The following is a 22417-nucleotide window of genomic DNA, read 5'->3' on the forward strand; positions in this document are numbered from 1 at the left end:
CGGTCGTATTCAAGCGCATGACAGGCACCTCTTCTTCTGCTTCTTCTGCGAGCGCGCAGCATGGACTGACCGACCGCTTGACGCGGTGGGCCAGAGGCTTTTCCGGCAAGATCGAGGACGTCGCGGAGGCAGACGAGGAGCAAGTGCCCCCCTCTCGCGTCGACAATGCAGGCCTCAACCGTGAGATCAACCGACGGCGCAAGCTGTATCAAGAGATTGGCGATTTCCTGTTCGCCCATGATCTGGACCTGACACCGCTCAATTTCGGCGTCGCGCACGATTATCTGACCGGCGCCAATATCGGCGTGGAAAAGGCGATCCGGGCGGTATTGATGGAGCGGGGCAAGATCACCAACGGCTGGGTCGAAACGCTCACGACCGAACAACGCTCCGATGAAGTAACCCCTGAATCGCTGGCGACCATGCTCGACAAGGTCGAGGAAAATCTGTCGCACTTCACCGGCCTGGTGCAGGAATCGCGCGATTCGGCGAAAGACTATGGTGCTGCCCTGCAAGAGCAGGCCAAGGATCTGGCCAGCACCCATGATAGCGAACCTATATTGGCGCGCCTGGTCAACCTGACCCGGTCGATGGTGGAGAAGACCCGCCAGGTCGAAACGCAACTGCGCGAAAACCAGAAACAGACCCATGCCCTGAAATCGAGCCTGGAATGCGCCCGTCACGCCGCCGAGCATGATCATCTGACAGGTCTTCCCAACCGCCGCGCCTTTGAGACGGTTTTGCGCGACGAGGTGATCCTCGCGCAGAATAATGACGAGCCGCTGAACGTCGCTTTTTGTGACATCGACCATTTCAAACAGGTCAACGATGCCCATGGTCATGACACGGGGGATCGGGTGCTGAAATTTGTGGCTGGTCTGCTGGCCAAGATTTCCGACGACCACTGCCACGTCGCACGGCATGGCGGCGAGGAGTTCGTGATGCTCCTGCGCGGCAAAACCGCCGCGCAAGCGTGCGAACTGGTCGATTCGGTCCGTGAAGACCTGGCCACTCGCAGTCTGGTCAACCGCGCCAGCGGTGAACGCATGGAACGGGTAAGCTTTTCAGCCGGGATTGCCAACGTCCTGGGCTATGACGATCCGCGCACAGCCCTGAAGGCTGCCGACCGGGCGCTCTATCTGGCGAAAGAACATGGCCGCAACCGCGTTTATCTCGCGGCCGAGCATGACTGAACCACACGTCTGAGATCAGGGCAGGCGCCGCGCCGTCACGATCCTGATCGGCGCGTCGAGCATCTGTCCCTTCATCACGCCCTCCCCAGCCGTGGGCGATTTGGGCGCGGCAACTATGGCGCGCACCACATCCATCCCCTCGACCACATGGGCGAAGACCGCAAAGCCCTGATTGTCACCCGCCGCCTCTGGGTGGGCGTCCATCGCCGGCATCGTTCCCAGCACGATGAAGAAATCACCATTGGCGCTACCCGGCGCATAGCGCGCCATCGACAACGCGCCGTCATCATGGGCAAGGCCGGTCTGGCTGGTCGGCTCGTGCTTGATCGGCGGCAGAATGCGTTTGGGATCATTCTGGGTACCGCCCTGAACGAACCCATAGACCGCGTTGCCCACCCCCCGATAGAAGCTGGTGCCGTCGAACCGCTTCTGATCGACATAACGCAGGAAATTGCCTGCCGTCACCGGCGCTTTGCCCAAATGAAGGGCAATGACCATCCGTCCGGCGCTGGTGTCCAGCACCACCTTCACATCGGCTGATGGCGGTGCTGGAGGTGTCATGGGCGATTGCGCCTGGAGCGGCGCGGTAAATAGCAGCGAGACAAGGGCAAACAGGAGTGTGCGGATCATGCCCCTGCTTCTATCCCAGCGCCAACTGCTTGTCAGCCTTCCAACTGGCGCTGGAGCGCACGGATGTCGGCGTCCATGTCCGGGTTGCTCTGGCGCAGATCCTCGATTGTGCGAATCGCATGAATGACGGTGCTGTGATCGCGACCGCCAAAGATGCGACCGATTTCAGGCAGCGAGCGGGGCGTCATCTTCTTGGCCAGATACATGGCGACCTGACGTGGCCGGGCAACGGCGCGCGCACGGCGCTTGGACCGCATTTCTGACGGGTCGATCCGGAAATGGGCGGCGCATACCTTCTGGATCTCATCCACGGTGATACGACGGGCGTTGGCACGGACAGCGTCGGCCAGCATCTTCTGGGCGAAATCCATGTCGATCTGGCGACCGGTTAACTGACCATAGGCGATCAGCTTGTTGAAGGCGCCTTCCAGCTCACGGATATTGGAGCGAATCGCGCCAGCCAGGAAATCGATCACAGCGTCGGGCACCGGCGGATCACCGGCAATGGCGCGCTTTGCCTCCAGAATCGCCAGGCGCAGCTCCAGTGCGGCCGGCTGAATATCGGCGACAAGACCGCCCGCCAAGCGTGAGAGAATGCGTGGATCGACCCCGTCCAGCATCTGTGGCGGCCGATCGGCGGTGACGACGATTCGCGCGCCGGTGTCGATCAGTTCGTTGATCGTGTGCAGGAACTCTTCCTGCGTCGATCCCTTGCCCGCGATGAACTGAATGTCATCGATCAGCAGCAGCCGGGCCGCGCGCAACCGCGCCTTGAACGCCATTGTCTCGTTGGCGCGCATCGCGTTTACAAATTCCATCATGAAGCGTTCGGCCGACATGTAGAGGACGGCTGCAGCAGGCGAATGGTCGGAAAAAGCTGCGGCAATAGCGTGCAACAGATGCGTCTTGCCCTGACCGGTGCCGCCATGGATGAACAGCGGTGAAAAGCGCGGCTGCGCCTCACCCGCCATCGCCTGCGCCGCCGAGAAGGCAAGCTGGTTGCTCTCGCCGGTTACGAACTGGTCGAAACGATGACGGGGCTGGAAATTGGACGTCGGCGCGCGCGGCACGGCTGCTTCGACCGGCTCGACGGCAACAGGCAGTTCCAGCACGCGCGGACCGGTTGCGTGGCGAGCGCGTACCAGACGCAGCTCGCGCACGGCGGCACCGGCGCAGCGCCACGCCATCCGCAAGCGATCGCCAAACTGGCCCGACACGAAATTGGCGCTGAAGTCGGAGGCGAACTGAATGTCGAGTGTCTGCGAGTCGGGGCAGTAATCACCCAGTTGCGCAGGCTTCAACCACTGGTCGAACATCCGCGCGCCAATGTCGCGGCGCAGGCCCACCCGGATCTCAGTCCAGGCAGCATCCAGTCGCGCGCGATCACCCGCGTCAGACTGGTCCGATGCCAAAACAGAAATACCGGTGTCATTCATGCCTGCGTCATCCCCGCCTGTACGATTCTAAGCTCATATTTGCCGCGCACAAAGGCCCCTGCGGAAAAGCCATGCTTTTCCGCACTCTACGCGCGACCAAAACTAGTAAGGGCCGCCAGGAAAGTGATTCGAGCGGCGACCGGACAACTTGGATAGACTTGCTCACCCATCGCGATCAAGGCCGATAGAGGTCAAAAAACTGAAATAAAGCCGTTGACTCTCCAAGGCCTTGGAAAAGCTGGGATATTGAAATTATCTTGTATTTTCAAAGATTTAATAAATCTCAAAAAGGACGACTGCGCTCGAATCGTTGCAAAAGCTTGATTCCGTAATCGTAACGAATTTGTGACGGACATGTGAAAAGGCCCGCCCGGCTAATGCCGGACGGGCCTTTTTCAATAGCGATGTTCGTCGAGTTTAGCCGAGGGCGCTGACAGCCTTGGTCAGGCGACCGAACTTGCGCGAAGCAGTATTCTTGTGGAGCACGCCGCGCGCAACGCCGCGAGCCAGCTCGGGCTGAACGGTCTGAAGCGCCGAAGCAGCAGCGGCCTTGTCGCCAGCCGCCAGAGCGCTCTCAACCTTCTTCACCAGGGTACGGATGCGGCTGACGCGCGCGCCATTGATGGCGGCGCGACGCTCGTTGCGACGGATGCGCTTCTTGGCTTGCGGCGTATTGGCCATTCTAGTCCTCAGTCAAATATCGTGAAAGAACTGCCCGGCGGAAACCAGACGGCTCAATGAAGGTGCGGCCCCTACACAGGATCTTGGGTCCAGTCAACCGATAGGCCGCATCAACGCTGGCATTTGGGGCAATAGAAGGTGGAGCGTCCGCCCTCCACCCGGCGCGCTATAGTACCGCCGCACGGGCATTCCTCCCCCTCGCGCCCATAGACACGCCATTGTTTCGAGAAATAGCCCAGTTCTCCGTCCGGTCGGGCATAATTGCGCAGGGTAGAGCCGCCCGCTGCAATAGCGGAGACAAGGACGTCGCGAATCGCCTCGACCAATGCCGTGAGCCGCTTGCGCGCTACAGTGCCTGCTGCGCGAGAGGGCGCGATGCCCGCCATGTTGAGCGCTTCGCACACATAGATATTGCCCAGCCCCGCGACGATTCGCTGATCCAGCAGCGCCGCCTTGATCGAGGCGCCCTTTCCTGTCAGCACGATTGTCAGATAGGCGGCGTGGAAATCCGGTCCCAGCGGCTCCGGCCCCATGCGCGTGAACGGACCATGGCTTTCCCATGAGTCGCTCCGCAGCAGGTCGATGGAACCGAATCGGCGCGGATCGTTGAGCGCCAGCACCCGACCCCCTGCCGTCTCCAGCAGCAAATGATCATGCGCCCCAATCTCGGTCGGGTCGATTCGCCAGCGTCCCGACATGCCGAGGTGAAAGAGCAGCGTGTCACCCCGATCCGTGTCGATCAGGCCATATTTGGCTCGGCGGGACAGGCCCGTGACGGTAGCTCCGGTCAGTCGCTGGCGCAGATCCACCGGGATCGGCCAGCGCAGGTCCGCGCGGCGCGGCTCGACTCGGGTCAGCACCGCATCCTGCAACACGCTCCGCAGGCCCGCGACGGTGGTTTCGACTTCGGGAAGCTCTGGCATAAGGATCATCTAGGCATGGAGACGGATAATAACCAGCATCATGGCCGTCCTCAAACCCTGACCAGAGCAAGCCGCATTAAATCCGACGCAGGTCGCTTGTTCTACTTTTTTCGTTATCGCATCGTTTTTGCGGAAAACCGGTTCCCACTTTTCCGCCCGATGCTCTAGAGCGTCAGCCATGAGCGAAACTGCATCCTTTGGCTATCGCGACGTCGATGCCGACCAGAAGGCGGGCATGGTCCGCACCGTCTTTTCCAATGTCGCAGGCAAATATGACCTGATGAACGACGCCATGTCGGGCGGCGCCCACCGTTTGTGGAAGGATCAGTTCGTTGCCCGCGTGAAGCCGCGCAAGGGCGAGGCGATCCTGGACATGGCGGGTGGCACCGGTGACATCGCCTTCCGCATGCATCGCCACGGCGCCGATGTGACGGTGGCCGACATCAATCCCGAAATGCTGGCCGTGGGTGTGGAACGCGCCCGGAAAAAGAAGCTGGAAGGGCTGATCTGGTCGGAGCAGAATGCCGAGGAACTGACTTTCGCCGATCGCCGGTTCGACGCCTATACGATCGCCTTTGGCATCCGCAACGTCACCCATATCGACCGCGCGCTGGCCGACGCGCACCGCGTGCTGAAATTTGGCGGGCGCTTCTATTGCCTGGAATTTTCGACCACCACCTGGCCGGGCTTTGCGGAAATCTACGAAACCTATTCGCACAAGCTGGTGCCCAAGATCGGCAAGCTGCTCGCCGATGACGAGGACAGCTATCGCTATCTGATCGAGTCGATTCGCCGCTTTCCTGACATGCCAACCTTTGAAGCCATGATCCGCGCGGCGGGCTTCACCCAGACGAAGGTCGAGCCGATCCTGGGCGGGCTGGTCGCGATTCACAGCGGCTGGAAGATCTGACCGCCTCGTGACAACACATATCACGCATATCTGGCGGCTGCTCAAATGGGGCCGTATCCTGGCGCGTCACGGCGCGCTGCGCGGCATCGAACGCGATCCGTTGACCCCCACGCCCGTTCGGCGACTGGTGCGAATCGCCCGGTTCGGCGCGCGCGTTCCAAAGGAGCCACGCTATGCCGACGCTTTCCAGGCGATCGGCCCGGCGGCGATCAAGCTGGGGCAGACGCTGGCGACCCGGCCCGACCTGGTCGGAGACGCAGCGGCCAACGACCTGCTGCGCTTGCAGGACGCGCTGCCCCCCGTGCTGTTCGAGACAATCCGCGCGGAGATAGAGACGAGTTTCGGGCGACCGCTGGAGGAAATTTACGCCAGCTTCGATGAAGTGCCGGTCGGTGCGGCCTCCATCGCGCAGGTGCATCGCGCGACCACGGCCGATGGCCGCGACGTCGCGGTCAAGGTGATCCGGCCCGGCGTTATCGACCAGTTCAACCGCGACATCCAGACCTATGAATGGGCAGCCGCCCATGTCGAACAACTGGGCGGCGAAATCGCGCGCCTGCGCCCGCGCCTGGTCATCGCCAATCTCAAACGCTGGACCGCACGCGAGCTGGACCTGCGGCGCGAGGCCGCGTCGGCATCGGAACTGGCCGAGGCGATGGTCGCCGAGCCGGGCTATATCATTCCCGCCATCGATTGGGACCGGACATCGGGCCGGATCATGACGATGGAATGGGTGAACGGCATCAAGATCGCCGACCGCGCGGCGCTGGTGGCGGCGGGTCATGATGTGCCCGCCCTTGCCGCCCGACTGGTGAACGCCTTTCTGCGGCAGGCGATCGCGGAAGGCTTCTTCCACGCCGACATGCATCAGGGCAATTTGTTCGTGACGCCCAATGGCGACATCGCCGCGATCGACTTTGGCATCATGGGCCGGATCGACCGGCGCGCGCGCATGTGGCTGGCGGAAATTCTCTACGGCCTCATCACCGGCAATTATCGCCGCGTCGCCGAGATTCATTTCGAAGCGCAATATGTGCCCGCCCATCATGACGTCGCCGAGTTCGCAACCGCACTGCGCGCCGTGGGCGAGCCGATGCGCGGCAAGCCGGTGAGTGAATTGTCGGTAGGCGGGATGCTCGATGGCCTCTTCGCCATCACCCGCGACTTCGATATGCAGACCCAGCCGCACCTTCTTCTCCTTCAGAAGACGATGGTCATGGTGGAGGGCGTCGCCACTGCGCTCGACCCCAATATCAACATGTGGGAGACGAGTGGCCCCTATGTGAAAGAGTGGTTGCGGACGGAACTGGGGCCAGAGGCCAAGGCCGCCGATGCGCTGATCCAGAACTGGCGCACCTTCCAGCGGCTGCCCGACCTGGTCCGACGGATCGAGGACAGCTTCCCGGAAAAGGGCGGCGCCCCACCCCCGCCTCCGCTCACCGAGGTCAAGCTCATCCGCGTCGGCGCGGGCTGGCGCTATGCGCTGGTGGCGGTGATTGCGGCTGTGGCTGGAGCCAGCGTGATGGCGCTGCTAGGGTAGCGCCATGGACAAGCGCATCCTCCTCATCATCTCCGGCGGCATCGCCGCTTACAAGGCGCTGGAACTGGTGCGCGTGCTGCGGCGCAAGGGCATTGCCGTGCGCGCGGTGCTGACCGACAGCGCCCAGCAGTTCGTGACTCCCCTCAGCCTTGGCGTGCTGACCGAGGATCAGGTTTATGGGAATATGTTCGACCTGAAAGAAGAGCGGGAGATAGGCCATATCCAGCTATCGCGTCAGGCCGACCTGATCGTCATCGCCCCCGCGACCGCCAACATATTGGCGAAGATGGCGAACGGCATTGCCGACGACCTTGCCACCACGATCCTGCTCGCCACCGACAAGCCGGTGCTGGCGGTACCTGCGATGAATGTCCGCATGTGGCACCACAAGGCGACCCAGCGCAATCTGGAGCGGCTCCACGCCGATGGCATCCACATCATGGAGCCGGACAGTGGCGACATGGCCTGCGGCGAATATGGCAAGGGCCGCCTGCCCGAACCCGAAGCGATCGCGGCGGAGATTGAGCGCCTGCTGGCCGCGCCCCAGCTCGCCGACCCGCTGGCCGACCAGCCCGATTTTGCAGCGCCCGACCAGCCGCTGGCGGGCAGACATATCCTCATCACCGCCGGGCCGACGCATGAGCCGATCGATCCGGTGCGCTACATCGCCAATCGCTCCTCTGGCAAACAGGGCTTCGCCATCGCCCGTGCAGCGGCAGCGGCGGGTGCGCGGGTGACACTGGTGGCGGGGCCGGTCGCCCTGCCCACGCCGCCCAATGTCGATCGCATTGACATCGAGACGGCGCGTGAGATGCTGGCGGCGGTCGAGGGCGCGCTGCCCGCCGACGCCGCGATCATGGTCGCCGCCGTCGCCGACTGGCGCACCGCCGACAATGCGGCACAGAAGATCAAGAAGGACGGCAGCGGCGCACCGCCACCGTTGGAACTGGCCGAGAATCCGGACATATTGGCGACCCTTGGCCACCATTCGCAGCGGCCCCGGCTATTGGTGGGCTTCGCGGCCGAGACGGAAAAAGTCGCCGAACATGCGCAGGCGAAGCTGGCGCGCAAGGGGGCCGACTGGATCGTCGCCAACGACGTTTCGGGTGACGTGATGGGCGGGGACGCCAATAGCGTCCACATTATCACCACCGCCGGGATCGAAAGCTGGGACTCCATGCCCAAGGATGCGGTCGCCGACCGCCTGATCGAGAAAGTTGCTGATGCCCTCAATTGAAATTCGCCTGAAGCGTTTGCCCCATGGCGATGGGCTACCCGCGCCCACCTATGCCACCGCGCATGCCGCGGGCATGGATGTGGTGTCGGCGGAGGATGTGACGATCACACCGGGTGGCCGCCATGCTGTCGCCACGGGGTTCGCGATGGCGATTCCGCAAGGATTTGAGGTACAGGTGCGCCCTCGCTCCGGTCTGGCGCTCAAGCACGGCATCAGCGTGCCCAATGCACCCGGCACGATCGACGCGGATTATCGAGGCGAGGTGAAGGTCATCCTCATCAATCTGGGCGACGCGCCGTTCGTCATCGCGCGCGGCGACCGGATCGCGCAACTGGTGGCCGCGCCGGTGCAAATGGCGACCTTCGCCGAGGTTACCGATCTTGATGACACCGCACGCGGCGCGGGCGGCTTTGGATCGACGGGCGTATAAAACATGAGGAGCGACCGCCGATGACGCTCACGGACGCGCAACTGGAACGCTATGCCCGGCATATCGTGCTGAAGGAAATCGGCGGCGCCGGTCAGGCGCGGCTGCTCTCCGCAGATGTGGCGGTAATCGGGGCCGGGGGCATCGGCAGCCCGGCGATCCTCTATCTGGCGGCGGCGGGTGTCGGCACGATCCGGGTGATCGACAATGACCAGGTGGCGCTGTCCAACCTTCAGCGACAGATTCTTTTCGGTACCGACGATATCGGCGCGCCCAAGGCGGAAGCGGCGATGAGCGCCATCGCGCGGGTCAATCCAGACGTGAAACTGATCCCCATCAACCAGCGGATCGACGCGGACAATGCTGCGCTGATGCTGCGCGAAGCGGACGTGGTGCTGGACGGCTGCGATAATTTCGACACGCGGCTGGCGGTGGCCGATGCGACGCAAGCGTTGCGCATGCCGCTGGTGTCGGCGGCCGTTGGCCCGTTCGAGGGGCAGATCGCCACCTATCGCGGCTGGGAAGCGGACAAGCCCTGCTATCGTTGCCTGGTCGGCCAGCCAGTGGATGCGCCGGAACGCAATTGCGCCGAAACCGGCGTGATCGGGGCGCTCACCGGCATGATGGGCAGCCTTGCCTCGCTGGAGGTGATCCGCGCGCTGGTGCCCTTTGGCGCGGACATGGCCGGACGGTTGCTGATCGCGGACCTGCTGTCGATGCGGTTCAGGACCGTGCGCGTGCCCAAAGATCCCGCCTGCCCGGCTTGTGCGGTGGCCTTGTGCACCCCTTGAAAATCGTCCTGATCACGCCCGATGCGGAGCGGTTTCGCGGCGCTTTGACGCTGGCGGCGGCGCAGGCGGCGCTGGGCGGTGCCGTTGCGCTGTTCCTGCAACTGGATGCCGTGGCAATGCTGCATACACCCCTGTCCGCCCCCCGCGATGAGGCCCATGCGGCGGCGGGTCTGCCGACGCTGGCCGCGCTGCTCGCTGACGCCATGACGCTGGGCGTACAGGTGATCGCCTGCCAGAGCGGCATGACGCTGGCGGGCCTCACCGCCGGCGCTTTGCCCAAAGGCATTGATGTCGGCGGCCCGGTCCAGTTCCTCGCCGATGGCGCAGACGAGACGCGGATATTAATTGGCTAGAAACGCCGCTGAAGACTGACCATGAAGGTCCGCGGTTCGCCCACCGTGGTCCGGGTAAGCGAGGCCGTCGGGAAATAGCGTTCGTTGAAGATGTTCCGCAGGTTCGCCTGAACGGACCAGTCGTCCCACTTATAGAACAGCGCGGCATCGACCAGCGTATAGGCGTCGAGCAGGAAGGGCGGCGCAGCGCCCACGACGGCAGAGGCTGTGCTGGCCGCACGATTGCCCTCATGATGCACACCCATCCCCGCGCCCAGATTGGCCAGCGCGCCGTCCTGTATCGTGTAACGCGCCCAGATATTGGCAATATGACGCGGCACGCTGCCCAGCCGCGATCCCACCGCCAGCCGGTTGTCGGCCGTCACCTTGGCATCCAGATAGGTATAGGCGCCGGTCAGTTCCACGCCAGGCAGCGGCCGCCATGCCGCCTCCAGTTCGATACCGCGGGTGCGCTGCTCCCCGGTCAGTACATAGACGTTCGGCAGCACCGCGTCGGCGGTTGCGACATTGCTGCGCGTCAGTTCAAACACGGTCGCCATGCCGGTCAGCGTGCCATCTGCACGACCCACCTTCACCCCCGCCTCATAGTTGACGCCCCGCTCCGGCGGCAGCGACGATCCGTCTGCCGAGCGATAGCTGCCCTGCGGTGTGAAGGATTTGGCGTAATTGACATAAAGCGACACCGACTTGTCCAGCGCCAGCGTAGCCCCTGCACGCGGGCTGAAGGCATTATCCTCGACCTTCGCGGCGAACACGCCGTTGCTGGCATTGTGGCTGCTTGCCCGATCCCAACGCCCGCCGATGGTCACGGTCAGTATCTCACCCAGCTTGATATGATCCTGCACATAGAGGCCGCGCTGCCGGGTCCGCCGTGCGGAACGGGTCGCTGGCACAGCCGGATTATGCGTGCTCGGATAACCATTTTCGGGATCGTAAAGGTTCAGATAATAGGGAAAGCTGGTGTCATAGAGGTTGGTGTCGGCCGCGTTGCGCCGGCTGAAATCGACGCCCATCAGCAGATAGTGGTTCAGCGGCCCGGTATCGAAGCGCAGGCTGGCGTTGGTGTCCACGCGCAGATAGGTGCCATGCTCGTCATAGGGACCGTAGAAAGCGCGACTGATGCGCGAATAGGCCGGGATCAGCGGCGTCGTCGCGGTCGCCGGGATGGCGGTCGTATTGATGCCGGTCACGAACAGCCAGTTGTCCCAGCTATTGTGGAAATCCTGATAGCGTAGCGCCTGATGCACGGCCAAAACCTCGCTGAACTTGTGATCGAACACATAGCCCAGGCTCCAGTAATTGTTGCGCTGAACCGCCGGATAATCGCCATCATTGATCGCCCGGCTGCGCGGCAACGGGCCGTTGGGATTGGGCAGAGCGGTCCCATAGGCGGTGGTCGGCGACCAGGGGTTGATATGATCGTCGACATAGCGGCCCAGCAGCGTCAGGCTGGTATCCGCCGATGGCGCCCACGTTATAGAGGGCGCGACAAGGAAACGGCGCTGCCCCGAATAATCGACAAAGAAATCCTGATCGCGCACCACCGCGCTGACCCGCGCCAGCAGCCGTCCGTCCGCATCCAGCGGCGTGTTGGCGTCGACGCGCAGTTCAGCCAGATCATAGGAGCCGCCAGTGACGGCCATGTCCAGAAAGCGTTCCTGCTGTGGCCGCTTGCTGACAAGATTGACGATGCCCGACAATGGTCCCTGACCGAACAGGCCTGATGCCGGTCCCTTCACCACCTCAATCCGCTCCAGCACGGACACTTCCGACGTGCCATAACCGGTATCGTCCAGCAGCCCGTCCAGATAGGTCGCGCCCGATGAGGCATTGAAGCCTCGGATATTGAAGCCGTCGAAAAAGCCGTAATTATTGTTCTTCGACACACCAGCGACATTGTTGAGCGCATCGCCCAGCCGCAACACGCCCTGCGCGCTCAACGTCTCACGCGAAAGAATGGTGATGGCCTGCGAATTTTCGAGCAGGGGGATGTCCGCCTTGGCCGCGACGACGGCGTCGTTGTCGAGATGGCCGTTGACGATGATCTCGTTGCGATCAGCGGCTTCTTCGGCAGCCGCCGCAGCGGCGCTGGTTGGCCAGAGCGCGAACCCCGCCAACAGCAGGCTCGCGATCGATATGGAACGATTGGACATTGGTTTCCCCCTTCACTTTCGCGAGGGCGGATAACGATAATGATAGTGAGTCGCAATAAACTTTTGCAATCTGGACATCTTGACCCAGCGAAGGGGGTTTAGCCCCCTTGCCTCAACCCGCCTCCAGCGCCGCGCCCGCTTCCATCCAGACTTCCTCGGCCTGTTCCAGCTTCTTCTCGACCTCCGCGCGCTTTACCATCAATTGTGATGTGGTGAGCTTCGCCTCGGCTCCGGTTGCGGTTTTGGGATCGAACAGGGCCTGATCGATGCGGCTGCGATCGGCATTAAGGGCCGCCATCGCCCGCTCTGCCTGGTTGACCGCGTTTTTGAGCGTCTTTTGCCGCTCGCGCCACTCGGCGGAAGCCCGCTTTTCGGCTTTGCGGTCGACCTTGGGTGCGTCGCCGCCCGAAGGGGCAGCCCCGCCATTCTTGCCCAGCACGAAGTCGGTATAATCCTCGATCGTCCCGCCATATTCCTGCGCCGTGCCGTTATCGACCAGCACCAGCCGGTCGGCCACCAGTTCGAGCATGTGCCGATCATGGCTGACCAGCACAACCGCGCCCTGATATTCGTTGAGCGCCTGCACCAGTGCCTCCCGGCTGTCGACGTCCAGATGGTTGGTCGGCTCGTCGAGGATCAGCAGATGCGGCGCGTCGCGTGTGATGAGCGCCAGCGCCAGTCGCGCGCGCTCGCCGCCCGACAGGCTGCCGACCTTCTGCGTCGCGCGGACGCCCGAAAAGCCGAAGCGCCCGAGTTGCGCGCGCACCGCACCCTGGGTCGCGCCCTTCATCTGGCGCGTCATATGTTCCAGCGGCGTATCGCCGGTATCCAGTTCCTCCACCTGATATTGGGTGAAATAACCGACATTCATCTTGGGTGAAGAGGCCATCTCGCCCTCCATCGTCGGCAATTGCGCGGCGATCAGGCGGGCCAGCGTCGTCTTGCCGTTGCCGTTGCGGCCCAGCAGCGCCACCCGGTCGTCCGGGTCGATCCGCAGGTTCACCCGCCGCAGGATGGGCGTCTCGTTATAACCGACCGCCGCCATGTCCATGGTGATGAGCGGCGGGCGCAGTTCGGGCGGGCTGGGAAAAGTGAAGGTAAGGGTGGGGTCTTCCATCGCCGCGGCAATGGGCTGCATCTTCGCCAGCGCCTTGGCCCGCGACTGCGCCTGCTTGGCGGTGGAGGCCCGCGCGGAGTTGCGCGCGACATAATCCTGAAGCTTTTCGCGTTCAGCCGCCTGCTTGGTGCGCGCAGCCTCCTGCTGGGCCAGACGCTCGGCCCGCTGCCGCTCGAACGCGTCGTAGCCGCCCGGATAGAGCATGACCTTGCCCCCTTCCAGATGCAGGATATGGTCGACGACATTGTTCAGCAGGTCGCGCTCATGGCTAATGACGACGATCATGCCGCGATAGGATTTGAGGAAATTCTCCAGCCACAACGTCGCTTCGAGGTCGAGATGGTTCGACGGTTCGTCCAGCAACAGCAGGTCGGGGTTGGAGAAGAGCAGCGACGCCAGCGCCACGCGCATCTTCCAGCCGCCCGAATAGCTGTCGAGCGGGCGACCCTGCATCTCTTCGTCAAAGCCAAGGCCGACGAGGATACGGGCGGCGCGCGCAGGCGCGGTATAGGCGTCAATCGCCGTCAGCCGTTCATAGATATGCCCCATGCGGTCAGGGTCTTCGCAGGTTTCGCTCTCCGCCATCAGCGCGGCGCGCTCCTTGTCGGCGGCCAGCACCGTCTCGAACGGGGTGATCGTGCCCGATGGCGCTTCCTGCGCGATATAGCCCAGCTTCGTGTCGCGCGGCATCTCGCACCCGCCATCGTCAGGATCGAGCTGGCCGATCATCACCTTCATCAGCGTCGATTTTCCAGCGCCATTACGGCCGATGAGGCCAACGCGGCTGCGCGCAGGTAGCGCGGCCGAGGCGCGGTCGAGGATCGTGCGGCCGCCGAGGCGCACGGTGATGCCATTCAAGTTCAACATGGCCCAGCCCCCTAGCAGTTTATCCGCAAAAGGCCAGTTATCCGCATCAAGAGTGTCAAGTAGCGGCTGGTTCCCCGGCATAGAGGGTGAATTGCGTGTGCAATCCACCAATGGAGCTGTCGCCGATCCACAGATCGAACAGGCCCGGCTCCACGATCCGCTTGTTGCCCGCACCGATGAAAGACAGGTCCGCGCGCGAGATGGAGAAGCGCACCACCTTGCTATCGCCCGGATTCAGGGTGACGCGCTCGATCCGCTTGAGTTCGCGGATCGGCCGGGTTCGGCTCGCCACCCGGTCGCGCAGATAGAGTTGCACCGCCTGCGTGCCGCGCCGCTTGCCCTTGTTCGTAAGTGTTGCGCGCACCTCTATCGCCTGATCCCAGCGCAGCGCGGCATCGCTCAGTTTAAGCTTGTCCAACACCAGATCGGTATAAGTCAGGCCGTGACCGAACGGAAAACGGGCGCTGTTATCAGCCGTCGCGTAGCGCGCCTTATATTCGGTGCGCTGGTCAACCACCGGGCGACCCGTCGATTTTCGGTCATAGAAAAACGGCTCCTGTCCCGATTCCCACGGAAAACTGACCGGCAGCTTGGCCGATGGATCAACGCGCCCGAACAGGATGTCGGCGATGGCGTGCCCCGCCTCACTCCCCAGGAACCAGGTCGCCAGAATCGCCTGCGCGTTCGCCACCGCACCGTGCAGCGCCAGCGCGCGGCCATGGCGTAGCAGGACGATGACCGGCTTGCCCGTGGCCGCGACCGCTTCCGCCAAAGCCTGCTGCACCAAGGGTATCTCGATCGTGGTGCGTGACTGCGCTTCGCCAGACATGTCCTGCGATTCGCCGATCGCCAGAACCACCACGTCTGCGGCCTTCGCCGCTTCGACCGCACGGGCAAGCCCGCCGTCCAGTGGCCCATCGATCGCGCAACCCGGTTCGATCATCAGCCTGGTGGGATCGCGCATGGCCGCGCGCATGCCCGTGGCGATATCGACACCTTTGCCTTTGTCGCCATAAAAGGCCCATGGGCCATAGAGATTATCGCGATCCTCGGCGAATGGACCGATCAGCGCGATCTTCTCCCCATCATCCGCGCCTAATGGCAGGACGGCATCCTTGTTCTGCAACAGCACGATCGACCGCGCCGCCGATTCGCGGGCCAATGCGCGATGCCCCGACGTACCGATTCGCGCAGTTTCAGCGGCCGGATCGAGCGAGCGATAAGGATTGTCGAACAGACCGATGGCGGTTTTAACATAGAGGATACGCCGCACCGCCACGTCGATCGTGCCCATCGGCACCGCGCCGCTCTTCACCAGATCAGGCAAGTGCCGGACATAAAGGCCGCTCTGCATGCTCATATCCACCCCGGCCAGCACGGCAAGACGCGCGGCATCGCGCTCATCCTCCGCATAGCCGTGGGCGATCAGTTCCTCGTCGGCGGTATAGTCGGAAAAAACGAAGCCCCGGAACGTCATCTCGCCGCGCAATATATCGGTCAGCAGCGTGCGGTCGGCAGTGGCCGGCACGCCGTTGATCTCGCTGAAGGCGGCCATCGTCGTCAGCGCGCCAGCCGCAAAGGCGGAATCGAAGGGCGGCAGATGCGTCTCGCGCAATGTCTCCTCCGAAATGTCGACGCTGCCATATTCCATGCCCGCCGCGACCGCGCCATAGGCCGCGAAATGCTTCGGGCAGGCAAGCAGGCTGTCGTCGCGGCGCAGGTTGCGCCCCTGGAAACCCCGCACGCGGGCGGCGGCATAAAGGCGACCGAGATACAGGTCTTCGCCCGATCCCTCCACGACCCGGCCCCAGCGCTGATCGCGCGCAATGTCGACCATCGGCGCAAAGGTCAGGTGCAGGCCCGCTGCCGTCGCTTCCAGCGCCATCGCCCGCGCGGTCCGCTCGGCCAGTGCTGGGTCGAAACTTGCCGCCTCGGCCAGTGGCACCGGGAAGATGGTCTTGAGACCATGGATGACATCGCCCGCAAGCAACAGCGGAATGCCCAGACGGCTTTCCTTGACCGCCATCTCCTGCGCCCGTAGCCCACCGGCAACACCGATGCCGTTGAACAGGCACCCGACGCGCCCCTTGACGATCTCCTGCGCCAATTGTTTTTCATTCTGGATACCCGCTTCGGGATTGGGTGGGTTGTAGGGACGAAAACTGTCGGCAAGGCAGGTCATCTGCCCGGCCTTCTCCTCCAATGTCATCTTGCCGATCAGCGCGTCCACCCGTGCGACATCCGTTTGCGCCAGCAAGCGCGCAGGCACGCCCAGCGTCATGGCGCCGGACAGGGCGCCCAGAATGATCTGCCGTCTATCAAGGCTCATGGGAGGGAATGTGGATGGGTTCATATGAACAAAGTCTGTCGCACATCAACGCGCGTCAGGCCAATATGTTGCATTGCGGGAGAGATGGTCCGAGCGGCGAATGCGCCTGCTCGGAGAAAGGATGGTGGACAGGGCTGGATTCGAACCAGCGTACGGGAAACCCGGGCAGATTTACAGTCTGCTGCCTTTAACCACTCGGCCACCTGTCCAGTGCCTTATGCGGTGCCAAACCGCGCTGGAGGGGCGCTCAATGACGAATGGAGGCTTGCCTGTCAATGCTTCCCGTGAAATGAGCGCAACATGAAAAGAGGACATCGTACCGGCAAGCCCAAAGCAGGCTTTCCACGCTTTTACGGCCGCCACGCCGTGACCGCCGCACTCGCCAATCCCGACAGGGTCGTGCGCAAGATCTGGGGCACCCGCGAAGCACTGGGCGCACTGGAACTGCCCCCGGTCCTGCCCATCGTTTATGCCGATGTCGCGGACCTCGGCCGGATGGTGCCCAGTGACGCGCCGCATCAGGGAATCGTCGCCGAGGTAGAGGCGCTCGACGATGTCTGGCTGGGCGACATATTGGAGCAGGGGCAGGATGATCTGCGCCCCGTGCTGGTGTTGGATCAGGTGACGGACCCGCACAATGTCGGCGCTATTCTCCGCTCTGCCGCCGCGTTCGACGCGCTGTGCATCGTGACGCAGGACCGGCATGCACCGCCCGAATCGGGTGTGTTGGCGCGTGCGGCGTCGGGCGCCCTGGAAATCATGCCCTGGGTGCGAGTCGTAAACCTCGCCCGCGCGCTCGATGAAATTGCCGAGGCTGGCTATTGGCGCATCGGCCTTGACGGCGAAGCGACCAGCACGATCAGCGAAGCGATCGGGCAATCGCGGGTCGCGCTGGTGCTGGGCGCCGAGGGCGAAGGACTACGCCACAACAGCATGGCACATTGCGACATATTGGCTAGACTGCCCATCAGTCCGCGGATGGAGAGCCTTAACGTCTCCAATGCCGCAGCGATCGCTCTGTACGCCGCCGCCAGCCGGTAGCGGCCTGTGAGGGCTGGGGTCGGCGGGGCCGCGATGACAATGGGGGCCGTGCTACGCTTTTGGGACAAATAGAAAAGGCGGGGCGCGGTGATTATACCGCGCCCCGCCCCTTTATCCATTTGCAAACATTCAATCTTCCGGCGCGATCGTCACTCTCAGGCCATCTGTCGCCTCGCCCAGGATGACCTGGCAGGACAGGCGGCTGGTCTCGTTACGATGATCGCTGCTGTCGAGCAGGTCATTCTCGTCCTCGCTCATTGCCGGCAGCGAGTCCGCAAAAGCGGGGTCGACATAAACGTGGCAGGTCGCGCAAGAGCAGCAGCCGCCGCACAGCGCCAGAAGTTCATCGAAACCACTGTCGCGAATGACTTCCATCACAGACAGGCCAGCATCTCCTTCGACCGTCTGTTCCTCGCCCTCACGGTTGACCACGATCAGCTTCGGCATATATCCATCCCCTCGGAAGTTCTTTCCGGGCCGCTATGAAGCCCGGGACAGGTGAAATCAAGCGTCGGAGCGCAACGATATGGTGATGAGCGCAGACGCAATGAAGGCCAGCCTGGACGCGATCGCCGCGATCGAACCGGGCTTCATGGCCGCGCTGGGGCGCGTGGGCTATCCCGCGCCGCGCGTCCGGGAGCCGGGCTATGAAACATTGCTACGCACTATCGTCGGCCAGCAGGTCAGCGTGGCGGCGGCCGCAGCGGTGTGGCGCAAGCTGGAGACGGAACTGGGCGCGGGCTGCGCGCCGGATGTACTGCTGGCCCGTGATTTCGACGCGCTGCGGGCCTGCGGCCTGTCGCGCCAGAAACAAGGCTATGCCCGCAGCCTGGCCGAACTGATCCTTTCGGGCGAAGTGGACCTCCACTCCCTGCCCGCCGACGATGAGGATGCGATCGCCCAACTGATACGAATCAAGGGGATTGGGCGCTGGTCCGCCGAAATCTACCTGTTATTTGCGGAAGGACGGCCCGACATCTGGCCCGCAGGTGACCTGGCCGTCCAGATAGAGATCGGCCGCATATTGGGCCTGCCTGAACGTCCCAGCGAAAAGACGACCCGCGCCCTTGCCGAAGCCTGGCGCCCCCATCGCGGCGCCGCCGCGATCATGGCTTGGCACCATTATAACACAGAGGTTCTGTAACACTCATGGCCCTGCCCACAGCCCGCTATATCGTCCTCAATCATGAGGGCGTCTGGAAGATCAATCTCGACAATCGCTATTATGGCCCGTTCACGACCCAGGCCGAGGCTGTGGATAGCGCGACGAAGACCGCGCAGGAAGCCAATGCCAAGGGCTACCCCGCTGCGGTGCTGCTGATGCGCGATGGCCAGTTCGAGACTTTGTGGGAGGCGTCCGCGCCGTTGACGGCGCAGGACAACACCGCAACTTCCGAATAATTCATGCATATTATGGAACTGCATGCCTCCACGGACATTTATCATTTCCAAAATCGGATCGGAAAATGTCCAAACGTGTATTGATCGTAGAAGATGAGATTTTCGTGGCTCTGGAGATCGAGCAGGTCGTGGAGTCGGCGGGCTTTTCCGTGGGTGCCATCGCTGCGGATCAGGCTGCGGCACTGGCGGCTGCCGCCGATTGCGACATTGCGCTGGTTGACCTTAACTTGCGCGATGGGCGGACCGGGCCGCGAATCGGCATGGAACTGGCCAGCCAATATGGGCTGCGCGTTATCTATGTGACGGCCAACCCCTCCCAGATTGGCGAAGCATCCATTGCGGCCATGGGTGTCGTGACCAAGCCATTCCTGTCGCAAAGCATCCGGGCCGCGCTGGAACTGGCGGCGTCCGATAACCCGAATCCCTATACGACCGACATCGCCGGATTCACGCCGTTCCTGCCGCCGCGCGGCTCATGGTTCGCGCTGGAAGCACAAGGCTGACGATGAGTCCTTCGGATCGCCATTCGCGTGCGATCTGGCCGCCCAGTTGACGCTCAACACTCAACGCCATCAGGCGGCTGCCAAACCCATCCCCTTCAGCCCTGATCACAACGGGACCACCGGTTTCGGTCCAGACGATACGCAGGGCGTCACCGTCGCGGGATATGGTCACATCCACGATACCATCGGATGTTGAAAGCGCGCCATATTTGGCGGCGTTTGTCGCCAGTTCGTGGAACAGCAAGGCCAGCGGGGTGGCGGATCGATCGTCCACCGGCGGATTTTCCCCTGTGATCCGAACCCGCTTTTCGCCCTCCCCCGTATAGGGCGCGAACAACTGCTCCAATACGCCCCACAGACTGCCGTGCCCACCCTGGGGCCGCGATTCGGCGCTATGCGGTCGCACATAGTCATGCGCCCGGCCCAGCGCCAATATCCGATTGCGCAGATCGTCCGCCACTGGGCCGATCTGTGGATTGTCACGCGCCGAAAGGCCGATGAGGCCCGCAATCACCGAAAAGATATTCTTGATCCGGTGCGACAGTTCATGCGCGATCATCTCGCGCTCTTCCATCAACTGCTTCTGTTCGTGGATGTCGGTGTCCGTCCCCATCCAACGGATAATCTGTCCATCTTCGCCACGGATCGGCAGCGCTCGTCCCAGTGCCCAGCGATATTGACCGCTATGATGCAGCAGCCGATATTCGATCTCATAGGGTTCGCCGGTGTCCAGCGAATGTCGCCAGCGCGTCCATGCGCGATCCCGATCGTCGGGATGGAACCTATCATTCCACCCTTCCCCATCCGTTGCGCCATCCGGCAGCCCGGTAAATTCATACCACCGGGCGTTATAATAGTCATGAAAGCCATTCGGCAGCGTCGACCAGACCATTTGCGGCATCGCATCGGCCAGCGTGCGAAAACGGTTGTTGCTGTCGATTACCGCCTCGACATGGCGGCGACGTTCGGCCTGCACGACATGATCGCGCCGGCGCCCCTCCAGCGCCGCCATCACTTGCCGGGCCAGCACCGTCAGCCCGTGGCGCTGTAACGATGTCAGCGTCGCGCGCGGCCTGTCATCGATAACGCAAAGCGCGCCCAACGGCATGCCATCCGGGTCGATCAGCGGCGCCCCGGCATAGAAACGGATATGCGGCGTGCCCGTTACCAGCACATTGTCGGCAAAACGCGGATCTCTCGTCGCGTCGGGGATGACGAATGGCTCGTCCCCCAGCATCGCATGAGCGCAGAAAGAAACGTTGCGCGGCGTCTCTGTAACATCAAGGCCGGTTCGGACGAGAAAACGCTGCCGATCCGCTTCGACCAGGCTCACCAGCGCAATCGGCGCATCGCACAAGGCCGCAGCGAAACCCGTAATCTCGTCCAGCGCCTCGAACCCGCCCGCGTCGAGATCGTAGAGCGCCAGAACAGCCGCCCGGTCAGTCTCGACGCCGCACCATTCAGCCATCGCTGACCCGCTCGATATCCGCGCCAACGGCGGACAATTTCTCTTCCAGCCGCTCATAGCCGCGATCGAGATGATAAACGCGGTTGACCTGGGTTTCACCCCGCGCGGCAAGACCCGCCAGGATCAGGCTCATCGACGCGCGCAGGTCGGTCGCCATCACCGGCGCGCCGGTCAGGCTCCCCACCCCGCGCACGACGGCGGTCCGTCCGTTGACGGCGATATCGGCACCCATGCGCGCCAGTTCGGGCACATGCATATAGCGGTTTTCAAAGATCGTTTCGGTCAGCACCGATGCACCGTCCGCCAGCGTCAGCATCGCCATGAACTGCGCCTGCATGTCCGTGGGGAAGGCCGGGAAGGGTGCGGTCGACAGGTTAAGGGGTTTCAGCTTCCCCTGCGACGCGACCAATATGCTGTCCTTGCGGGTTTCGACATGAACACCCACATCGCGCAGGGCGGCAAGGATGGCGTGCATATCATCGGCATCCGCGCCCACCAGTTCCAGCGACCCGCCGGTAATGGCGGCTGCGCAGGCATAGCTGCCCGCCTCTATCCGGTCGGGCATGACCCGATAGGTTGCGCCGTGCAGCCGATTCTTGCCATGGATGGTCAGCGTGTCGCTCCCCACGCCCTCAATCTCAGCGCCCATCGCCAGCAACAGGCGGCACAGGTCGACAATTTCCGGCTCACGCGCAGCATTTTCCAGTATGCAGGTGCCTTTGGACAATACAGAGGCCATCACCGCATTCTCGGTCGCGCCAACCGACACGACGGGGAAGGTATAGGTGCCGCCGGTCAGGCCGCCATCGGGCGCGCTGGCGCGGACATAGCCCGCCGTCACCTCGATCGTGGCGCCAAGGGCTTCCAATGCTTTCAGATGCAGATCGATGGGCCGGTTGCCGATGGCGCAACCGCCCGGCAACGACACCGTCGCTTCACCCGCACGGGCCAGCAGCGGTCCCAACACCAGGATAGACGCGCGCATCTTGCGCACGATGTCATAGGGCGCTTCGGTCGATGTAACGCGACCTGCACGCATCGTCATCACCCGGCCAAAATCCTCCGGCCGCGCACCCTCGATCATGGTCGACACACCCAACTGGTTCAGCAGATGGCCGAAACTGTCGACATCGGCGAGGCGCGGCAGATTGCGCAGCGTCACTGGCTCATCGGTCAGCAAGGCACAGGGCAGCAGCGTCAAAGCCGCATTTTTCGCGCCGGAGATGGGAAGGCGGCCGCTCAATGCTTTGCCGCCGCGAATTTGAATGCGATCCATCTTCGGCGTCATAACGGTTAATGCGCCTCGCGCAAGGCAGTGATGGTCCTGATCGCCCCGCAAAACCGCGCCATCACCCCTCATTTTCAAAGAAACGACTATCAAGCGCCATAGCTTGATCGAGTTTAGTGCAGAAGCCGA

22 protein-coding genes and 1 tRNA gene are annotated in these 22417 nt (G+C 63.0%); 11 read left to right on the plus strand and 12 right to left on the minus strand.

Annotated features, from left to right (window positions below; translation table 11 throughout):
• Positions 1–17: 17 nt before the first annotated feature.
• Positions 18–1193: a GGDEF domain-containing protein gene (locus WFR25_RS01325; protein ID WP_336967807.1), complete on the plus strand. Its 1176-nt coding sequence runs from the start codon at positions 18–20 to the stop codon at positions 1191–1193.
• 15 nt (positions 1194–1208) lie between these two features.
• Here WFR25_RS01325 and WFR25_RS01330 read toward each other — a convergent pair whose 3' ends face one another.
• The 5 genes from WFR25_RS01330 to WFR25_RS01350 form a co-directional block, all read right to left on the minus strand.
• Entirely contained in the window at positions 1209–1823 is a 615-nt protein-coding gene (locus WFR25_RS01330) for a peptidylprolyl isomerase (protein ID WP_336967809.1), read from the minus strand.
• A gap of 32 nt (positions 1824–1855) precedes the next feature.
• Positions 1856–3259, minus strand: coding sequence for a chromosomal replication initiator protein DnaA (dnaA, locus tag WFR25_RS01335; RefSeq protein ID WP_336967812.1), 1404 nt, complete (start codon positions 3257–3259; stop codon positions 1856–1858).
• Between the two features lie 417 nt (positions 3260–3676).
• Positions 3677–3940 carry a 30S ribosomal protein S20 gene (rpsT, locus tag WFR25_RS01340; RefSeq protein WP_336967814.1) on the minus strand — a complete coding sequence of 88 codons (264 nt, stop codon included), beginning with the start codon at positions 3938–3940 and terminating at the stop codon, positions 3677–3679.
• A gap of 110 nt (positions 3941–4050) precedes the next feature.
• A complete protein-coding gene (mutM, locus tag WFR25_RS01345; protein ID WP_336967815.1) occupies positions 4051–4863 on the minus strand; it encodes a bifunctional DNA-formamidopyrimidine glycosylase/DNA-(apurinic or apyrimidinic site) lyase in 813 nt (270 codons plus the stop codon).
• Positions 4864–4872: 9 nt separating this feature from the next.
• The gene (locus WFR25_RS01350) at positions 4873–5043 is read right to left on the minus strand and encodes a hypothetical protein (protein ID WP_336967817.1); all 171 of its coding nucleotides are present in this window, start codon (positions 5041–5043) and stop codon (positions 4873–4875) included.
• Between WFR25_RS01350 and WFR25_RS01355 the strand changes: the two genes are divergently transcribed.
• Genes WFR25_RS01355 through WFR25_RS01380 form a run of 6 tightly spaced genes read left to right on the plus strand, consistent with a single transcriptional unit; the run spans position 5042 to position 10121 of the window.
• Entirely contained in the window at positions 5042–5773 is a 732-nt protein-coding gene (locus WFR25_RS01355) for a class I SAM-dependent methyltransferase (RefSeq protein WP_336967819.1), read from the plus strand. The genes WFR25_RS01350 and WFR25_RS01355 overlap by 2 nt on opposite strands.
• A 7-nt stretch (positions 5774–5780) precedes the next feature.
• The gene (gene ubiB / locus WFR25_RS01360) at positions 5781–7313 is read left to right on the plus strand and encodes a 2-polyprenylphenol 6-hydroxylase (RefSeq protein ID WP_336967821.1); all 1533 of its coding nucleotides are present in this window, start codon (positions 5781–5783) and stop codon (positions 7311–7313) included.
• Positions 7314–7317: 4 nt separating this feature from the next.
• Positions 7318–8550, plus strand: coding sequence for a bifunctional phosphopantothenoylcysteine decarboxylase/phosphopantothenate--cysteine ligase CoaBC (gene coaBC / locus WFR25_RS01365; RefSeq protein WP_336967823.1), 1233 nt, complete (start codon positions 7318–7320; stop codon positions 8548–8550).
• The gene (gene dut, locus WFR25_RS01370; RefSeq protein WP_419723128.1) at positions 8537–8980 is read left to right on the plus strand and encodes a dUTP diphosphatase; all 444 of its coding nucleotides are present in this window, start codon (positions 8537–8539) and stop codon (positions 8978–8980) included. Before coaBC ends, dut begins: the two co-directional genes overlap by 14 nt.
• Before the next feature lie 20 nt (positions 8981–9000).
• Positions 9001–9768 (plus strand): HesA/MoeB/ThiF family protein, encoded by a 768-nt coding sequence (locus WFR25_RS01375; RefSeq protein WP_336967826.1) that lies wholly within the window; start codon positions 9001–9003, stop codon positions 9766–9768.
• Positions 9756–10121, plus strand: coding sequence for a DsrE family protein (locus tag WFR25_RS01380; RefSeq protein ID WP_336967827.1), 366 nt, complete (start codon positions 9756–9758; stop codon positions 10119–10121). The genes WFR25_RS01375 and WFR25_RS01380 overlap by 13 nt, the downstream gene beginning before the upstream one ends.
• On the opposite strand, the gene WFR25_RS01385 is transcribed toward WFR25_RS01380, so the two are convergent.
• The 4 genes from WFR25_RS01385 to WFR25_RS01400 form a co-directional block, all read right to left on the minus strand.
• Positions 10118–12274, minus strand: coding sequence for a TonB-dependent siderophore receptor (locus tag WFR25_RS01385; RefSeq protein ID WP_336967828.1), 2157 nt, complete (start codon positions 12272–12274; stop codon positions 10118–10120). The genes WFR25_RS01380 and WFR25_RS01385 overlap by 4 nt on opposite strands.
• 112 nt (positions 12275–12386) lie before the next feature.
• Positions 12387–14258, minus strand: coding sequence for an ABC-F family ATP-binding cassette domain-containing protein (locus tag WFR25_RS01390; RefSeq protein ID WP_336967829.1), 1872 nt, complete (start codon positions 14256–14258; stop codon positions 12387–12389).
• 55 nt (positions 14259–14313) lie between these two features.
• Positions 14314–16587, minus strand: coding sequence for a glycoside hydrolase family 3 N-terminal domain-containing protein (locus tag WFR25_RS01395; protein WP_336967830.1), 2274 nt, complete (start codon positions 16585–16587; stop codon positions 14314–14316).
• A 122-nt stretch (positions 16588–16709) separates the two neighbouring features.
• Positions 16710–16796: transfer RNA gene (locus tag WFR25_RS01400), tRNA-Tyr, on the minus strand.
• A gap of 91 nt (positions 16797–16887) precedes the next feature.
• On the opposite strand from WFR25_RS01400, the gene WFR25_RS01405 reads away from it, so the two are divergent.
• Positions 16888–17628 carry a TrmH family RNA methyltransferase gene (locus WFR25_RS01405; protein ID WP_336967831.1) on the plus strand — a complete coding sequence of 247 codons (741 nt, stop codon included), beginning with the start codon at positions 16888–16890 and terminating at the stop codon, positions 17626–17628.
• Between the two features lie 129 nt (positions 17629–17757).
• Here WFR25_RS01405 and WFR25_RS01410 read toward each other — a convergent pair whose 3' ends face one another.
• Positions 17758–18075, minus strand: a complete 318-nt coding sequence (locus tag WFR25_RS01410) for a 2Fe-2S iron-sulfur cluster-binding protein (RefSeq protein ID WP_336967833.1) — start codon at positions 18073–18075, stop codon at positions 17758–17760.
• A 79-nt stretch (positions 18076–18154) separates the two neighbouring features.
• On the opposite strand from WFR25_RS01410, the gene WFR25_RS01415 reads away from it, so the two are divergent.
• The 3 genes from WFR25_RS01415 (at position 18155) to WFR25_RS01425 (ending at position 19532) form a co-directional block, all read left to right on the plus strand.
• A complete protein-coding gene (locus tag WFR25_RS01415; RefSeq protein WP_336967834.1) occupies positions 18155–18772 on the plus strand; it encodes a DNA-3-methyladenine glycosylase family protein in 618 nt (205 codons plus the stop codon).
• 5 nt (positions 18773–18777) lie between these two features.
• Positions 18778–19029 carry a DUF2188 domain-containing protein gene (locus tag WFR25_RS01420; protein WP_336967835.1) on the plus strand — a complete coding sequence of 84 codons (252 nt, stop codon included), beginning with the start codon at positions 18778–18780 and terminating at the stop codon, positions 19027–19029.
• 65 nt (positions 19030–19094) lie between these two features.
• On the plus strand, positions 19095–19532 hold the full coding sequence (locus WFR25_RS01425) for a response regulator (RefSeq protein WP_336967837.1): 438 nt from the start codon (positions 19095–19097) through the stop codon (positions 19530–19532).
• On the opposite strand, the gene WFR25_RS01430 is transcribed toward WFR25_RS01425, so the two are convergent.
• Complete coding sequence (locus WFR25_RS01430; RefSeq protein ID WP_336967838.1) at positions 19477–21000, minus strand: sensor histidine kinase; 1524 nt, start codon at positions 20998–21000, stop codon at positions 19477–19479. The two genes, WFR25_RS01425 and WFR25_RS01430, sit on opposite strands and share 56 nt — an antisense overlap.
• A complete protein-coding gene (murA, locus tag WFR25_RS01435; RefSeq protein ID WP_336967839.1) occupies positions 20993–22276 on the minus strand; it encodes a UDP-N-acetylglucosamine 1-carboxyvinyltransferase in 1284 nt (427 codons plus the stop codon). Before murA ends, WFR25_RS01430 begins: the two co-directional genes overlap by 8 nt.
• Between the last annotated feature and the right edge of the window lie 141 nt (positions 22277–22417).

Source organism: Sphingobium aromaticiconvertens, assembly GCF_037154075.1.
Lineage (GTDB): Bacteria > Pseudomonadota > Alphaproteobacteria > Sphingomonadales > Sphingomonadaceae > Sphingobium > Sphingobium aromaticiconvertens.

Excerpts from the sequence above, each read along its gene's own strand:
- WFR25_RS01325 (WP_336967807.1), top strand. The coding sequence starts at position 18 with ATGACAGGCACCTCTTCTTCTGCTTCTTCTGCGAGCGCGCAGCATGGA.
- WFR25_RS01330 (WP_336967809.1), bottom strand. The coding sequence starts at position 1,823 with ATGATCCGCACACTCCTGTTTGCCCTTGTCTCGCTGCTATTTACCGCG.
- dnaA (WP_336967812.1), bottom strand. The coding sequence starts at position 3,259 with ATGAATGACACCGGTATTTCTGTTTTGGCATCGGACCAGTCTGACGCG.
- rpsT (WP_336967814.1), bottom strand. The coding sequence starts at position 3,940 with ATGGCCAATACGCCGCAAGCCAAGAAGCGCATCCGTCGCAACGAGCGT.
- mutM (WP_336967815.1), bottom strand. The coding sequence starts at position 4,863 with ATGCCAGAGCTTCCCGAAGTCGAAACCACCGTCGCGGGCCTGCGGAGC.
- WFR25_RS01355 (WP_336967819.1), top strand. The coding sequence starts at position 5,042 with ATGAGCGAAACTGCATCCTTTGGCTATCGCGACGTCGATGCCGACCAG.
- WFR25_RS01350 (WP_336967817.1), bottom strand. The coding sequence starts at position 5,043 with ATGGCTGACGCTCTAGAGCATCGGGCGGAAAAGTGGGAACCGGTTTTC.
- coaBC (WP_336967823.1), top strand. The coding sequence starts at position 7,318 with ATGGACAAGCGCATCCTCCTCATCATCTCCGGCGGCATCGCCGCTTAC.
- dut (WP_419723128.1), top strand. The coding sequence starts at position 8,537 with ATGCCCTCAATTGAAATTCGCCTGAAGCGTTTGCCCCATGGCGATGGG.
- WFR25_RS01375 (WP_336967826.1), top strand. The coding sequence starts at position 9,001 with ATGACGCTCACGGACGCGCAACTGGAACGCTATGCCCGGCATATCGTG.
- WFR25_RS01385 (WP_336967828.1), bottom strand. The coding sequence starts at position 12,274 with ATGTCCAATCGTTCCATATCGATCGCGAGCCTGCTGTTGGCGGGGTTC.
- WFR25_RS01390 (WP_336967829.1), bottom strand. The coding sequence starts at position 14,258 with ATGTTGAACTTGAATGGCATCACCGTGCGCCTCGGCGGCCGCACGATC.
- WFR25_RS01395 (WP_336967830.1), bottom strand. The coding sequence starts at position 16,587 with ATGAGCCTTGATAGACGGCAGATCATTCTGGGCGCCCTGTCCGGCGCC.
- WFR25_RS01405 (WP_336967831.1), top strand. The coding sequence starts at position 16,888 with ATGAAAAGAGGACATCGTACCGGCAAGCCCAAAGCAGGCTTTCCACGC.
- WFR25_RS01410 (WP_336967833.1), bottom strand. The coding sequence starts at position 18,075 with ATGCCGAAGCTGATCGTGGTCAACCGTGAGGGCGAGGAACAGACGGTC.
- WFR25_RS01415 (WP_336967834.1), top strand. The coding sequence starts at position 18,155 with ATGGTGATGAGCGCAGACGCAATGAAGGCCAGCCTGGACGCGATCGCC.
- WFR25_RS01420 (WP_336967835.1), top strand. The coding sequence starts at position 18,778 with ATGGCCCTGCCCACAGCCCGCTATATCGTCCTCAATCATGAGGGCGTC.
- WFR25_RS01425 (WP_336967837.1), top strand. The coding sequence starts at position 19,095 with ATGTCCAAACGTGTATTGATCGTAGAAGATGAGATTTTCGTGGCTCTG.
- WFR25_RS01430 (WP_336967838.1), bottom strand. The coding sequence starts at position 21,000 with ATGGCTGAATGGTGCGGCGTCGAGACTGACCGGGCGGCTGTTCTGGCG.
- murA (WP_336967839.1), bottom strand. The coding sequence starts at position 22,276 with ATGGATCGCATTCAAATTCGCGGCGGCAAAGCATTGAGCGGCCGCCTT.